11 protein-coding genes and 2 pseudogenes are annotated in these 13,388 nt (G+C 71.7%); 5 read left to right on the top strand and 8 right to left on the bottom strand.

The window, feature by feature from the left end:
• Window positions 1–72: 72 nt before the first annotated feature.
• Window positions 73–921 carry a TolB family protein gene (locus ACZZ0J_RS16775; RefSeq protein WP_463438215.1) on the top strand — a complete coding sequence of 283 codons (849 nt, stop codon included), beginning with the start codon at window positions 73–75 and terminating at the stop codon, window positions 919–921.
• Complete coding sequence (locus ACZZ0J_RS16770; RefSeq protein ID WP_463437763.1) at window positions 918–1,217, top strand: Dabb family protein; 300 nt, start codon at window positions 918–920, stop codon at window positions 1,215–1,217. The genes ACZZ0J_RS16775 and ACZZ0J_RS16770 overlap by 4 nt, the downstream gene beginning before the upstream one ends.
• 308 nt (window positions 1,218–1,525) lie before the next feature.
• On the opposite strand, the gene ACZZ0J_RS16765 is transcribed toward ACZZ0J_RS16770, so the two are convergent.
• The 3 genes from ACZZ0J_RS16765 to ACZZ0J_RS16755 form a co-directional block, all read right to left on the bottom strand.
• The gene (locus tag ACZZ0J_RS16765; protein WP_463437762.1) at window positions 1,526–1,990 is read right to left on the bottom strand and encodes a heme-degrading domain-containing protein; all 465 of its coding nucleotides are present in this window, start codon (window positions 1,988–1,990) and stop codon (window positions 1,526–1,528) included.
• Window positions 1,991–2,003: 13 nt separating this feature from the next.
• Window positions 2,004–3,035 carry a Gfo/Idh/MocA family protein gene (locus ACZZ0J_RS16760; protein ID WP_463437761.1) on the bottom strand — a complete coding sequence of 344 codons (1,032 nt, stop codon included), beginning with the start codon at window positions 3,033–3,035 and terminating at the stop codon, window positions 2,004–2,006.
• 89 nt (window positions 3,036–3,124) lie between these two features.
• The gene (locus ACZZ0J_RS16755; RefSeq protein ID WP_463437760.1) at window positions 3,125–4,165 is read right to left on the bottom strand and encodes a LacI family DNA-binding transcriptional regulator; all 1,041 of its coding nucleotides are present in this window, start codon (window positions 4,163–4,165) and stop codon (window positions 3,125–3,127) included.
• Window positions 4,166–4,217: 52 nt separating this feature from the next.
• Here ACZZ0J_RS16755 and ACZZ0J_RS16750 point away from each other — a divergent pair, with 52 nt between their 5' ends.
• Window positions 4,218–4,604 (top strand): VOC family protein, encoded by a 387-nt coding sequence (locus tag ACZZ0J_RS16750; protein WP_123313220.1) that lies wholly within the window; start codon window positions 4,218–4,220, stop codon window positions 4,602–4,604.
• A 27-nt stretch (window positions 4,605–4,631) separates the two neighbouring features.
• Here ACZZ0J_RS16750 and ACZZ0J_RS16745 read toward each other — a convergent pair whose 3' ends face one another.
• Window positions 4,632–5,123: a MarR family winged helix-turn-helix transcriptional regulator gene (locus tag ACZZ0J_RS16745; RefSeq protein WP_123340594.1), complete on the bottom strand. Its 492-nt coding sequence runs from the start codon at window positions 5,121–5,123 to the stop codon at window positions 4,632–4,634.
• Window positions 5,124–5,161: 38 nt separating this feature from the next.
• Here ACZZ0J_RS16745 and ACZZ0J_RS16740 point away from each other — a divergent pair, with 38 nt between their 5' ends.
• Window positions 5,162–6,376 carry an FAD-dependent monooxygenase gene (locus ACZZ0J_RS16740; protein ID WP_159573313.1) on the top strand — a complete coding sequence of 405 codons (1,215 nt, stop codon included), beginning with the start codon at window positions 5,162–5,164 and terminating at the stop codon, window positions 6,374–6,376.
• A gap of 66 nt (window positions 6,377–6,442) precedes the next feature.
• Here ACZZ0J_RS16740 and ACZZ0J_RS16735 read toward each other — a convergent pair.
• From ACZZ0J_RS16735 to ACZZ0J_RS16720, 4 genes and pseudogenes are all read right to left on the bottom strand, one after another.
• Window positions 6,443–8,876 (bottom strand): annotated as a pseudogene (locus ACZZ0J_RS16735) (glycoside hydrolase family 3 N-terminal domain-containing protein).
• A gap of 107 nt (window positions 8,877–8,983) precedes the next feature.
• Window positions 8,984–9,865, bottom strand: a complete 882-nt coding sequence (locus ACZZ0J_RS16730) for a carbohydrate ABC transporter permease (protein ID WP_123313217.1) — start codon at window positions 9,863–9,865, stop codon at window positions 8,984–8,986.
• Complete coding sequence (locus tag ACZZ0J_RS16725) at window positions 9,865–10,887, bottom strand: carbohydrate ABC transporter permease (RefSeq protein ID WP_123313216.1); 1,023 nt, start codon at window positions 10,885–10,887, stop codon at window positions 9,865–9,867. The genes ACZZ0J_RS16730 and ACZZ0J_RS16725 overlap by 1 nt, the downstream gene beginning before the upstream one ends.
• Window positions 10,888–10,889: 2 nt before the next feature.
• Window positions 10,890–12,188, bottom strand: a complete 1,299-nt coding sequence (locus tag ACZZ0J_RS16720; protein ID WP_194648823.1) for an ABC transporter substrate-binding protein — start codon at window positions 12,186–12,188, stop codon at window positions 10,890–10,892.
• Here ACZZ0J_RS16720 and ACZZ0J_RS16715 point away from each other — a divergent pair.
• Window positions 12,157–13,376 (top strand): annotated as a pseudogene (locus tag ACZZ0J_RS16715) (LacI family DNA-binding transcriptional regulator). The gene ACZZ0J_RS16720 and the pseudogene ACZZ0J_RS16715 sit on opposite strands and share 32 nt — an antisense overlap.
• The last annotated feature ends 12 nt before the right edge of the window (window positions 13,377–13,388 follow it).

Here is a 13,388-nt window from a genome sequence, read left to right as displayed (position 1 = left end):
GAAGCCCCTGGTCGTGTGCTCGCACCGGGCCAGACTTGCCGGATCCGGATCTGGCACCGAGCCGATCGCAGTGTGACGACCGTGCACGAGTCCGCCGAGCGGCTCTACGAAGCGCCGAACTGGACCACCGACGGCCGCCTCGTGCTGAACGGCGACGGGGCGCTCTGGACCATGCCGGCCGACGGCGCCGCAGCTCCGGAGCACGTCGCGATCGAGGGCGTCCCGCCGCTCAACAACGACCACGTGCTCGATCCCGACGGCGTCACCGTGCACGTCAGCGCGAACGACTTCCACATCTGGAGCGCCCCGCTCGCCGGCGGCGCAGCGACCCGGGTCACCGCGGACGACGGCGGCCTGCACTTCCTGCACGGCGTCAGCCCCGACGGCTCCGAGCTCGCCTACGTCCGGCTCGAACCGTCCGGTGACGCCGTCTGGTCCTCGGGGACGATCCGGGTGATGGGCGTCGACGGCGGCGCGGACCGCGCCGTGACGACGGACCCCGCCGCTGCCGACGGCCCGGAGTGGACGCCGGACGGCGCGTGGATCCTGTTCAACACCGAGCTGTTCGAGTCCACACCGGGGCACGCGCAGATCGCCCGGATCCGACCGGACGGCACCGGGATCGAGCAGCTCACGGTCGACGAGCACGTCAACTGGTTCCCGCACCCCGCCCCGACCGACGACGCCGCCGTCTACCTGTCGTTCCCGCCCGGCACCGAGGGGCACCCGGCCGACGAGCGCGTGCGGCTGCGCCTCGTCACCGGTGACGGATCCGTCAGCGCCTGGGGACCCGAGGTCTGGCAGGCAGCCGAGACCGTCGTCGAGCTCGACGGCGGGCAGGGCACCCTCAACGTCAACGGGTGGGCTCCCGACGGGTCCGCCTTCGCCTTCGTCGACTACCCCACCGGAGACCCCGCATGATCGTCCACACCGTCTGCTTCACGCTCGTCCACGCCGCCGGCTCCCCGCACGAGGCCGCGTTCCTCGAGACCGCCCGCGACACCCTGCCGGCGATCCCCGGCGTGCAGGACTTCACGGTGTCGCGCCAGGTGTCCACGCAGAGCGACTTCCGGTTCCAGTTCTCGATGGTGTTCGCCGACCAGGACACCTACTCGGCGTACGACGCGCACCCCGCGCACCAGCGCTTCGTCGCCACCCGCTGGGCGGACGAGGTCGCGTCGTTCCAGGAGTTCGACTTCGTGCCCCTGCCCGGCTGAGCGGGCGTCCGCTGGGCGTCCCCAGGTTCCGAAATCCTCGCATCTCGGGGCGCCCAGGGGCCGTCCGCGGAACCTCGGGGAACGTGAGCGGCGGGTCGTGGAACCTCACGGGTCGCGGACGCGGGCTGCGAAGGCAACCACCCGGGTTCCGAAATCGTCGCATCTCGGGGCGCCCGGGGGCCGTCCGCGGAACCTCGGGGAACGTGAGCGGCGGGTCGTGGAACCTCACGGGTCGCGGACGGGACCGGGTGACGGACAGGAGGCACGGTGCCAGCTGGCACCGGGCCTCCCGTCCGTATCTGGTCGCGTCAGGGACGCAAGGCGAGGAACGCGCGCAGGCCAGCGACGACCAGGTCGTGGTCCTCCATCGAGGACAGGCCGGAGGCCGTCGCGGCCGCGACCACACCGGCACCGCGGACCCGGATCGGGAACGACCCTCCGGTCACGGCGTACTCGGCGCCGAGCCACCCGATCGCGGCGGGATCGACCCCGGCGGCGGACAACCGGGCGTCGACGAGCGCACTCGACTGCTCCATCCGGAGCACCACCGCGGCCTTGCGGTCGATCCAGACGTGCTGGTCCGGGGTGATGCCCGGGGTCGCCGCGCGGAACAGCCCGAGGCCAGGACGCCGGATGTCGATGCCGACGGCGTGGCCGGCCTCGTGGGCGATGCCGCGGATCAGGGAGCCCAGCTCCCAGGCGTCGTCGTGGGTGAAGGCGTCGAGCACGAGGTCGCGCTCCTGCTGTTCGAGGGTGGTGATGCGGTCGGACATCGTCGTCTCCTGCTCAACCCGTGGCGATCTGCGCGCGGGCGGTGTCGATGGTCTCGAGGATCGAGATCGTCTCGTCGAGGGTGTGGAACGGGGACTCCGTCCGCCCCTCGCCGACGAAGCGTGCCAGGGCGGTGGCTTCCCAGGCCAGGGCGGCAAAGCCCCGCAGGGGTGTCGGGTCCTGCCAGTGCAGGGCGGGCGAACCGTGTGCTGCTGCCGAGATCGTGAAGGTCGTCGGGTTGTAGAACGGTCCGGCGAAGTCGATCGTGCCCTCGGTGCCGGCGATCGACGCGGTCGTCGGCGTCCGCGCGGCGATGGTCGTGTGCAGGACGGCCTGGGCGGCGCCGTGTTCGAGGACGAGTGAGCCGGAGGCGTCGACGCCGGACTCGGTCATCCGGCCCCGTGCCGTGACGCGGTCCAGGGACCCGAGCACCATCGAGGCGAACTGCACGGTGTAGATGCCGAGGTCGAGCAGCGCTCCCCCGCCGAGCTCCGGACGGAACAGCCGGTGGTCCGGGCCGAACGGGATCGCCTGGCCGTGGTCGGCGAGCACGCTGCGCACCGCACCGAGCGCACCGTCCGCCAGCAGGGTGCGGAGCACCGATGCCTGCGGCAGGTAGCGGCTCCACATCGCCTCCATGACGAACACGCCGGCTGCGCGGGCGGCATCGGCGACCGCACGGGCTTCGGCAGCGGTCGCCGTGAAGGGCTTCTCGACCAGGACGTGCTTGCCGGCGGCGATCGCGGCGAGGGCGGTCGGCGCGTGGTCGCTCTGCGGCGTCGCGATGTACACGACGTCGACGTCGGACCGTGCCAGCAGTGCGTCGACGCTGCCGAGCGCGTCCTCGATCCCCCGTTCCGCGGCGAACCGTTCGGCCCGGTCGAGCGAACGTGAGGCCACCGCGACGACGCGTTGGGCGGTGTGGGCACCGAGCGCGTCGGCGAACTCACCGGCGATCCAGCCGGGGCCGACGATGCCCCAACGCAGGGCGGGCTCGCCGGAGTCGGCGGTGAAGACGTCGGGTTCAGGCAGGGCGCTCGGGATCATGGTGGCGAGGTTAGCACGAGCCAAACGACGTGTGGGCGATGCGGAACGACATGGTGGACGTCGTGCGACGACCACAATGTCGTTCCGGGTCAGCGCGCGACGGGACCCGTCGACTCGCGCACCACGAGGCCGGTCGGTGTCGCGACCCGACGTCGCTCACCACCGTCACCCGAGGTCCGGTCGAGGACCGCAGCGACGGCCGCGTCGACCGTCGCCTCGACGTCCTGGTGCACCGACGTCAGGCGGTGGTAGCTGAGCGACGCGAGGTAGCTGTCGTCGAAGCCGACCACCGACACCCGCCCCGGCACGTCGACCCCGTGCTGCGCGAAGACGGCGAGCAGGCCGGTGGCGCACTGGTCACCGCAGCAGACCACGGCGGAGGGCAGGGCGTCGCGGGCGACGAGCGTGCGGGCGGCTGCGGCGCCATCCTCTTCGCTGAAGCCGCTGGGGACGACGTCGGTCTCGGCTGCGAGTCCGGCGCCCTGCATCGCGTCGCGGTAGGCGGTCGCACGATCGCGGCCGACCAGCCCGTCCTCGCCACCGACATACGCGATGCGGCGGTGCCCCAGGTCGACCAGGTGCTCGACCGCCGCGCGGAGCCCACCGACCTCGTCCACGTGCACGTTGTCGGCGTACGGGGCATCAGTCCACTCACCGAGGAGCACGACCGGCACGAGACGGCTCGCCTCCTCGAGCGCGGTCGCGTCGGGGTCGGGGTTGAACACGACGAGGGCCTCGACGCGTTCGCCGAGCAGGTCGGCCACCACCTGGTCCGTGGAGCGCTCGGCGCCGGCGGGCCCGAGGGCGACGCCGAAGCCCTGCTCGGCCGCACGCGCGAAGAGCCGTTCGACGAACCGCACCTGGAACGGGTTGCGCATGCTGAAGACCGCGCCGATGAGCCGCGTGCGGCCCTCGCGGAGCAGCCGGGCCGAGGTGTGCGGCCGGTAGCCGAGCTCAGCGGCCGCGGCGAGGATCCGGTCGCGGGACTCGGCGCTGGGACCGGGCGCACCGCGGAGCACGAGCGAAACGAGCTGCCGGGACATCCCGACGTGCTCGGCGACGTCGCGCATCGTCGGCAGGCGGCCACCGGTGGGGCGCCGCTCCGGCAGGTCGTCGATCCCCGTCGTCACCCGGCCAGTCTGGCACGGGCGAACGGCTCGACCGGGCGGCTAGGTTCGAGCCATGCCGAGCCGTCGCCTCATCCACCACCTCGGGGTCTTCGCCAGCGACTTCGCCGCGAGCGAGGCGTTCTACACGGCGGCACTCGCGCCACTGGGGGTCGAGGCGGGCTACCGCACCGAGTCCGTCGCCGAGTACTGGACCACCGGCCAGGACACCCCGAGCGTCTCGCTCGAGACCGCACCCACGACGGCGGCGGTGACCCGTGGTCTGCACCTGGCGTTCGAGGCGGCGAGCCGCACCGAGGTCGATGCGTTCCACCGGGCGGCCGTCGCGTCCGGCGGGCTCTCGCGCCACGAGCCTCGGTACTGGCCCGAGTACCGCGCCTACACGGCGTTCGTGAGCGACCCCGACGGCAACAACGTCGAGGCGCTCGTCAAGGAGCACTGAGCGCGGCGACGCCGCCCGTCGGTTCCCTCAGCGTGCCTGCAGGCGACCGTTCGCCGACGCGGCGGCGTCGGTCATGCGTCGCAGGAACGCCAGGACGACCCGCGTCTCCTCAGGATCGGTGTCCCTCACCGTGGCGGCGATCTCGGCACCGGAGAACGCGAGGAACCGCCCGCTCTCGGCTCGCGCGGACTCGGTCGGCCGCAGGGTGACCCGCCGTCGGTCGGCGCTCTCGCGGTGCCGGGTGACGTGCCCGGCCCCCTCGAGGCGGTCGAGCAGTACCGACGTGGCGCCCGACGTCATGCCGATCCGCCGGGCCAACTGCGCCGGGGAGAGTGGCTCGCCGGCCTGGTCCGCCCACACGATCTGCCCGAGGGCGTTCGCGTCGGAACCGGGCAGACCGATCCACGACGACAGGTGGCGCTGGAGTTCGTCGAAGGTGACGGCCCAGTCGCGCAGCGCGTGCATGACGGCCACCTCGTCGTCGGACCACACCGTGGTGAGGGGGTCGATGTCGGGCATCCAGGTTCCTTTACTGTGCAGTCGCTTTACTGTAAAGCATGACCTCACAGCACGCAGTGATCTCCGGAGCCAGCATCGCAGGCCTGTCCGCCGCCTGGTGGTTGCGCCACGTCGGGTGGCAGGTGACGGTGATCGAACGTGCGCCGTCCTTCCGCGACGGCGGGCAGAACGTCGACGTCCGCGGCGTCGCTCGCGAGGTGCTCGAGCGCATGGGCCTGGTCGACGCCGTCCGCGCACGCAACACGACCGAGACCGGGACGGTGATCGTCGATCGTGACGGCAAGGTCCGGTCCGAGCTGCCCTCCGACGGCCCGGACGGTGCCACCGCAGAGCTCGAGGTCCTGCGCGGCGACTTCGCCCGGGTGATCCTCGACGACCTGCCCGACGGCGTCAGCATCGTCTACGGCGAGACGATCCAGGACGTCGACGACCAGGCCGGCGGACGCCGGGCGACCGTGACCACCGACGCCGGACGGGTGCTCGACGCCGACCTCGTGGTCATCGCCGAGGGCGTCCGCTCCCGGACCCGCGACCGGCTCTTCGCCGCGGAGGGCGAGGTCGACGAGCGGGACCTCGGGGTGACCATGGTCTTCGGGACGATCCCGCGCACGCCGTCCGACGACGACCGCTGGCGCTGGTACAACGCTGTCGGCGGGCGTCAGGTCCACCTGCGCCCGGACCCGTACGGCACGACGCGGGCGATCCTGGCCTACGCCGGCGGCGACGACCTGGTCGGCCGCTCGCGGTCGGAGGCCCTGGCGACACTGCGGACCCGCTACGCCGACGCCGGCTGGCAGACCGAGCGCGTGCTCGACGGGTTCGACGGCTCGGACGACGTCTACCTGGACGAGCTGACCCAGATCCGGATGCCGCGCTGGCACCGCGGCCGCGTGTGCGTGATCGGCGATGCGGCCTGGTGCGTGACACCGATGGGTGGCGGTGGCGCTTCGCTCGCCCTGACGAGCGGGTACGTGCTGGCGGCATCGGTCACGGCGGACGAGGACCTCGACCGCGCGCTCGACGCCTTCGACACGTGGATGCGCCCCCTGGTCGACAAGATCCAGGGCATCCCGAAGGGCATCGTGCACTTCGCGTACCCGCAGACCCGGCTCGGGCTCGCCGCCCGGGGTGTGGCGGACAAGGTGCTGCTGTCGGCGCTCTTCCGACCACTGGCAGCACGGCTGACCCGGGTCGCCGACAGCGATCGCCCCCTGCCGCCACAGCCCGAGACCCTGCAGCAGGGTTCGCGGTAGCGCTGCCGGGGCGGGCCGTGCGTCCTGATCCGTCCGCACGGCCCGCCCCGTCGGCGCAGCCCCGGTTCAGGCCACCGTCCACTCGACGACCCGCGGGTCGTCCAGCGTCACCTCGTGCACCGGCCCCGTCACGTCGACCGTGGCGCGCTCCGTCGCGGAGCCGGGGACGGGGTGTCGGACCGGCCCGTCGCCGGACGCGACGATCCCGCCTGCCGGCACCGGGCCTCCCGGTCGTGACGCCGCCGCGTGGGACGCGACCCAGACCTGCACGGCACCGGGTTCGACGACCCGGCGCATGCGACGGTCGGTGAACGCGAACCGCTGGACGGGGACGCGGAAGCGGACCCGGGTGGACTCCCCGCGGCGAGCGCGACGCGCGCGTAGCCGAGCAGCTGGACCTCGGGTCGGGTGACGCTGCCGTGCACGTCGTGGCCGTAGAGCTGGACGACGTCCTCGCCCGCGTGTGCGCCCGTGTTCCGGACGGTCACCGAGGCGTCGAACCACCCGTCGGAAGGCACCGACGCGTCGACCGTCAGCTCCTCGTACGCGAACGTCGTGTAGCCGAGGCCGAAGCCGAACGGGCGGACCGGCGTCGAGTCGGCGGCGGTGACGTCGGACGGCCCGCCGAGCCGCGGGTGCAGGTACGTGTACGGCTGGGCACCGGCGGCACGGGGCAGCGAGACGGGCAGGCGGCCGGACGGTGACGCGGCGCCGGTGAGCAGGTCGGCGATGGCGGTGCCGCCCTCCTCGCCGGGGAAGAAGGCCTGCACGACGGCGGCCGGACGTCCCGCGCCGGCCGGGCCGGCGGCGACGACGCCGTCGCCGCCGCCGTCGAGCGCCCACCCGATGGCGTACGGCCGCCCTGTGAGCAGCACCATCACGGTCGGCGTGCCGGTGGCGACGACCGCCTCGACGAGCGAGCGTTGCACGCCCGGCAGGTCGAGCGACTCGGTGTCGTTCCCCTCGCCGACGGTGCCGCGGCCGAACAGGCCGGCCTGGTCGCCGACGACGACGACCGCGACGTCGGACGCGGCGGCCACGGCGACGGCGTCCGCGAACCCGGCACGGTCGGAGCCGGTGACGGCGCAGCCCGCGGCGAAGCGCACGGCGTCGTCGCCGAGGGCGTCGACCATCGCCTCGCGCACGGTCGGGATGGCGAAACCGAGCGGCAGGTCGGGGTGCGACGCGAGCACGTGGTTGGCGAACGAGTAGCAGCCTTGCAGCGCTTCGGCGCGGTCGGCGTTCGGGCCGATGACGGCCACGGATGCCCCGCGCCGCAACGGCAGGACGGGCGCGGCGGCCGGCACGCCAGCGCCAGAACCAGCACCAGAACCAGAACCAGAATCAGCGCCAGCGCCAGCGCCAGCGATCACATCGCGGTTCGACAGCAGCACCAGCGACCGCGCCGCCAACTGCTTCGCCAACGATCGGTGCCGCGGGGTGTCCAGGTCGATGCCGGTGGGCGGCTCGTCCTCGAACGCCTGCGGGTCGAGCAGCCCCAGTCGCTCCTTCTGCCGCAGCACCCGCAGGACCGCGCGGTCGAGCAGGGCCTCGTCGAGCAGCCCCGAGCGGACCCGTTCGACGAGCGGCGCGAGGTACGCGTCCCCGGTGGGCAGCTCGACGTCGATGCCCGCCTCGAGGGCCAGTGCCGCCGCTTCGCCACGATCGGCGGCGATGCCGTGCATGACCTCGAGGAACGCGACCGAGAAGTAGTCCGCCACGACGGTGCCGTCGAAGCCGAGTTCGTCACGCAGCAGGCCGGTCAGCAGTTCACCGTTCGCCGCGACGGGCACGCCGTCGATCTCGGCGTACGAGTTCATGACGCTCCGGGCGCCCCCGTCGCGCAGGGCCATCACGAACGGCGGCAGGTACACGTCGGCGACCTCGCGCGGTCCGGCGTGCACGGGCGCGTGGTTCCGGCCCGCCTGCGAGGCCGAGTACCCGAGGAAGTGCTTGAGCGTCGCGTCGACGCCGGCCGCCTGCAGGCCGCGCACGTAGGCGGTCCCCACGGTGCCGACCAGGTAGGGGTCCTCGCCGATGCACTCGTCGACCCGCCCCCATCGCGGGTCGCGGATCACGTCGAGGACCGGTGCCAGGCCCTGGTGCACGCCGAGCTGCCGCATCGACGCGCCGATGGCGGCGCCGACCTGCTCGACCAGCTCCGGGTCGAAGGCCGCACCCACGCCAGCGGGGTGGGGAACGTCGCGGCCTTCCACGCGGCGAGCCCGGTCAGGCACTCCTCGTGCACGAGCGCGGGGATCCCGAGCCGGGTCTCGCGCTTGAGTCGCCGCTGTTCCGCCCACAGCCAGGCCGCGCGGTCGTCGGGCTCGACCGGTCGGGTGCCGTAGACGCGGGTGAACTGGCCGATGCCGTCGCGGGTGATGTCCGCCAGGGTGCGGCCGTCGGCGGCCGCCGCCATCTCACCCTGCATGGGCGCGACGACGCCGGTCTGGTCGAGCCAGTAGCCGACGAGCTGCGCCGCCTTCTCGTCGAGGGTCATGGCGGCGAGCAGGGCGGTGGCGCGGTCGGGTCCGGTCGCATCGGGTGCGTCGTGGTCGTCCTGGAGGCGCGGCTGGCGTCCGGTGTCCCGGGTCGCGTCCGTCGTCGTCACCCCTTCACCGCCCCGGTCAGGCCGCCGACGATACGGCGCTGGAAGATGGTGAAGAACACCAGTGCCGGGATCATCGACATCGACGTGAACGCCAGCACCTTGGCCGTGTCGACCGAGTACTGCGACGAGAACGCCTGCACGCCGAGCGGCAGTGTGTAGCTGCCCTCGTTGTTCAGGATGAACAGCGGCAGGATGTAGCTGTTCCAGCTCGCGATGAACGCCAGGATGCCGACCGTGACGACGCCCGGCAGCGACAGCGGCACGACCATGCGGAAGAAGAACCCGAGGCGGCTGGCGCCGTCGATCGACGCTGCCTCTTCGAGCTCGTCCGGGATCGCCCGCAGGAACGGCACCAGGATGATGACCGTGGTCGGCAGCGCGAAGGCGATCTGCGGCAGGATCACGCCGGCCAGGCTGTTCGTCAGACCGAGGTCCTTCACGAGCAGGTACAGCGGCGTGATGGCGACGGTGATCGGGAACATCAGACCGGCGGCGAACAGGGCGTACAGCGCACCGCGGCCGGCGAACCGGTACCGGGCGAGCACGAAGCTCACCATCAGTCCGAGCACGACGACGCCCGCGGTGGTGGTCACGGCGCTGATCGTCGAGTTCGCGAGCTGCTGCCAGAAGATCCCGCTGGACAGGACGGATCCGTAGTTGCCGAGCTCGAACGGCGCTGGCAGCCCGGCCGGGCTCGTGGTGATCTGCGAGTTCGTCCGGAAGCCGCCCAGCACGATGTACAGCACCGGGGCGAGGTTCGCGGCGACGAACAGGATCGCCACCAGGTAGGTGAGCGGGTTCGCGCGACCGATGGCTGCGCTGGACCGCCGCTCCCGAGTGGCCCGCCGCCCGGGGGCGACGATGCTCGTGGTGGCCATCAGTTCTTCCTCTCGGTGAGTGCGCCCGCGGTGTCGCGGCGGAGCACGAAGCGCTGGTAGATCAGGGCGACGGCGAGCGAGATCACGAACATGACCACGGCGACGGCGCTGCCGAAGCCGAAGTTGCCGGACGTGCGGCCGTTGGCGACCATGTACGTCGCCATCGTCGAGGTGCCGGCGGTCGACGAGATGTACTGCCCCCAGATGATGTAGACGAGGTCGAACAGCTGCAGTGAGCCGATGATCGACAGGAACGCCCAGATCCGGATGGTGGGGCCGAGCAGCGGCAGGGTGATCCGCCGCTGGATCTGCCAGTAACCGGCACCGTCGATGGCCGCCGCCTCGAACAGCTCCTCGGGGATGCTCTGCAGGCCGGCCAGGAACAGGATCACCGCGAAGCCGATGTACTTCCACGAGATGATCACGAGCAGGGTCCAGATGGCGATGTCCGGGTTGGACAACCAGTCGGCCCGCAGCCCGCCGAGGCCCATGCCCTGGAGCAGGTCGTTCACCGCGCCGTTCGACTGGAGCATCAGGCTCCAGCCGGTGCCGACGATCACCTCGGAGATGACGTACGGCACGAACACGAGCACGCGGACGAGCCCGCGGCCGTGCATCTTCTGGTTGAGCAGGAGCGCGAGCACGATGGCGATCGGCCCCTGCAGCACGAGCGACAGCACGACGATGAAGCCGTTGTGCATCAGGACCGCGTGGAACGCCTTGTCCTGGAAGATGATCAGGTAGTTCTGCAGCCCCACGAAGTCGGTGGGCGGGCCGTAGCCCTGCCACTTGAAGAACCCGTAGTAGGCGGCCAGCACCACGGGCAGGATCACGAAGGTGACGAAGACGATGACCGCGGGGCCGGCGAGCACCGCGATCTCGACGCGCTTCCGCCAGTCCGCGATGCGGCGCGTGGACCGCCGTCCGGCGGGGAGCGGCGTACCGCTCCCCGCCGGGGACGTCCCCGCGGCCGTGTCCGACCCGGTGGTCGGGGTCGTGCCGAGCGAGGTGTCGAGGGTCATGGTCAGCCCTTGGCCGCAGCCTGGTTGGTGGTGTCCACGATGTCCTTCGCGCTGCCCTTGCCGGCGAGCAGGTCGACGACGCTGGTGTTCAGCGCGTTGCCGACGTTCTGGCCGTACAGGGTGTCCAGGTACTGCGACACGAACGGGGCCTCCTGGTAGGCGGCGAGGGCCGACTTGAGGTAGTCCGCGTCGACGACCGACTGGGCCTCCTGGTTGACCGGGATGGCCTGGAACGCCGTGTAGTAGGCCTCCTGGTTGTCCTTCTGCACGATGAAGTTGAGGAAGTCCGTGCAGGCCTTCTTCGGGGCCTTCGCCGAGCAGGAGTTGCCGTCGACGCCGCCCATCATCGACTTCGGGTCACCCTTGCCACCGTCGATGGTCGGGAACGGGAACCAGCCGAGGTCGGCCAGCGGCTTGCCGTCCGGGGTGAGCGAGCTGATCACGCCCGGGTCCCACGCCCCCATGAGCTCCATGGCGGCCTTGTGGTTGGCCAGCAGACCGGCGGAGCTGCCGGCACCCTGCTGGGCAGCGGTCGTCAGGAAGCCGTTGTTGAACGGCTCGGTGGCGTTGAAGTCCTCGAGCTGCTCGCCGGCCTTCGTCCAGCAGGCGTTGTCGAACTTCAGCGACTTCGCCGCGCCCTCGAGCGTCTTCTGGCTGCACTCGCGCAGCGCGAAGTTGTAGTACCAGTGGGCGGCGGGCCAGGCGTCCTTCGCGCCGACGGCGACGGGGTCGATGTCGGCGGCCTTGAGCTTTGCGATGTCGTCGTTCAGCTCGTCCATCGTGGTCGGAGTGCCGTCGATGCCGGCCTTCTGGAACAGGTCCTTCGAGTACCAGATGCCCTCGGGGAGCACGGCGCCGGGCATGGCGTAGGTGGCGCCGTCCTTCTCGTAGCCCGCGAACGTCCCGGCGCTGATCGACTTCTTCGCGTCGGCGCTGATGGAGTCGGAGATGTCCATGAGCTGCCCGGCGGCGATCATCGCGTCCATCTTGCCGCCACCGCGCTGCAGGAAGACGTCCGGCCCGTCGCCCGAGTTGAGCGCGGTCTGCAGCTTGCCGTCCAGGTCCTCGTTCTGGATCGCCTGGGTCTTGATGGTGACGTTCGGGTACTTCGCCTCGAACGCCTTGACCGTCGAGGCCCAGTAGGCCTTGCCCGGTCCGGTGGTGGAGTTGTGCCAGAAGGTCATCGTGACCTTCCCGTTGCCGTCGTCGGCCGCGTTGCCGCCTGCCGAGCAGCCCGTGGCCACCAGTGCTGTCGCCCCGATCAGCGCGATGGCTGCCGCGGCACGGATCTTCCTCGTCATCGTGGAACTCCTCGTGTCGTCGTTGACATGCAGCGACATCCACTGCCGCTGCGGAGAGCGTGCCAGGTGCTCCTGCCGCTTGTCAATCGATATCGATAACGTTTTCTACGCCGTTTCGACGCTCCATCAGCGGTACGGTGAGCACATGGACTCGGCACTCGGCGCGCGTCCCGGTGCCGGCCGGGTGACGATCGGCGACGTCGCACGGGTCGCGGGGGTCTCGATCCCCACCGTGTCGAAGGTCATCAACCAGCGCGACGGCGTCGCCGCGGCCACGATGATCCGCGTGCAGCAGGTCGTCGCCGACCTCGGCTACGAGACGTCCTTGGTCGCCCGCAGCCTGCGGAGCTCCCGCACCGGGGTCGTCGGCATCCTGGTGCCCGAGTTCGAGCCGTTCTCGACCGAGCTCCTGCGCGGCATCTCGAGCGCGACGACCGGCACCGGCTACGAGCTGCTCGCCTACGCCGGCCTGATGACCGGCGCCGACCGTCCGGGCTGGGAACGCCGGTCACTGTCACGCCTGTCCGGCACCCTCATCGACGGCGCCATCGTCGTCACCCCGACCACCGCCCTGTCCAGCTCGTCGATCCCGGTCGTCGCGATCGACCCGCACACCGGACCCGAGGGCCACGCGACGGTCGACGCCGACAACGAGGGCGGGGCCGTCCAGGCCGTCGAGCACCTGCTCGCGCTCGGGCACACCCGGATCGCGCACCTGCGCGGCCGAGTCGACCTGGCGTCCGCCCAGCTGCGCGAGGCCGGGTACCGCTCCGCACTGACCGCCGCCGGACTCACGATCGACGAGCGGCTCGTCCGCGACGGCGACTACCAGGAGGAACAGTCCGCGGCCGTCGCGCGGGACCTGCTCACGATGGACGAGCGACCGACCGCGGTGTTCGCCGCGAACGACTCGTCGGCCGTCGGTGTGCTACGGGCCGCGGCAGAGCTCGGCCTGCGGGTGCCGGAGAACCTGTCCGTCGTCGGGTTCGACGACGTCCCCCAGGCATCGATCACGACACCACCCTCACCACCGTCTCGCAGCCGCTGGCCGAACTCGGGTCCCGCGCGGTCGAGATGCTGCTGACGATGCTCCGTGGCGAGGCCGCGTCGGACCACGTCCGCCTGTCGACCACCCTGCGGGTACGCGCCAGCACCGGTCCCGTGAAGAACACCGGCATCGAGCACTGACGGCCTCCCCTG

The organism is Curtobacterium sp. AC272 (assembly GCF_979258155.1).
This window is presented reverse-complemented; position numbering and strand designations above follow the sequence as displayed.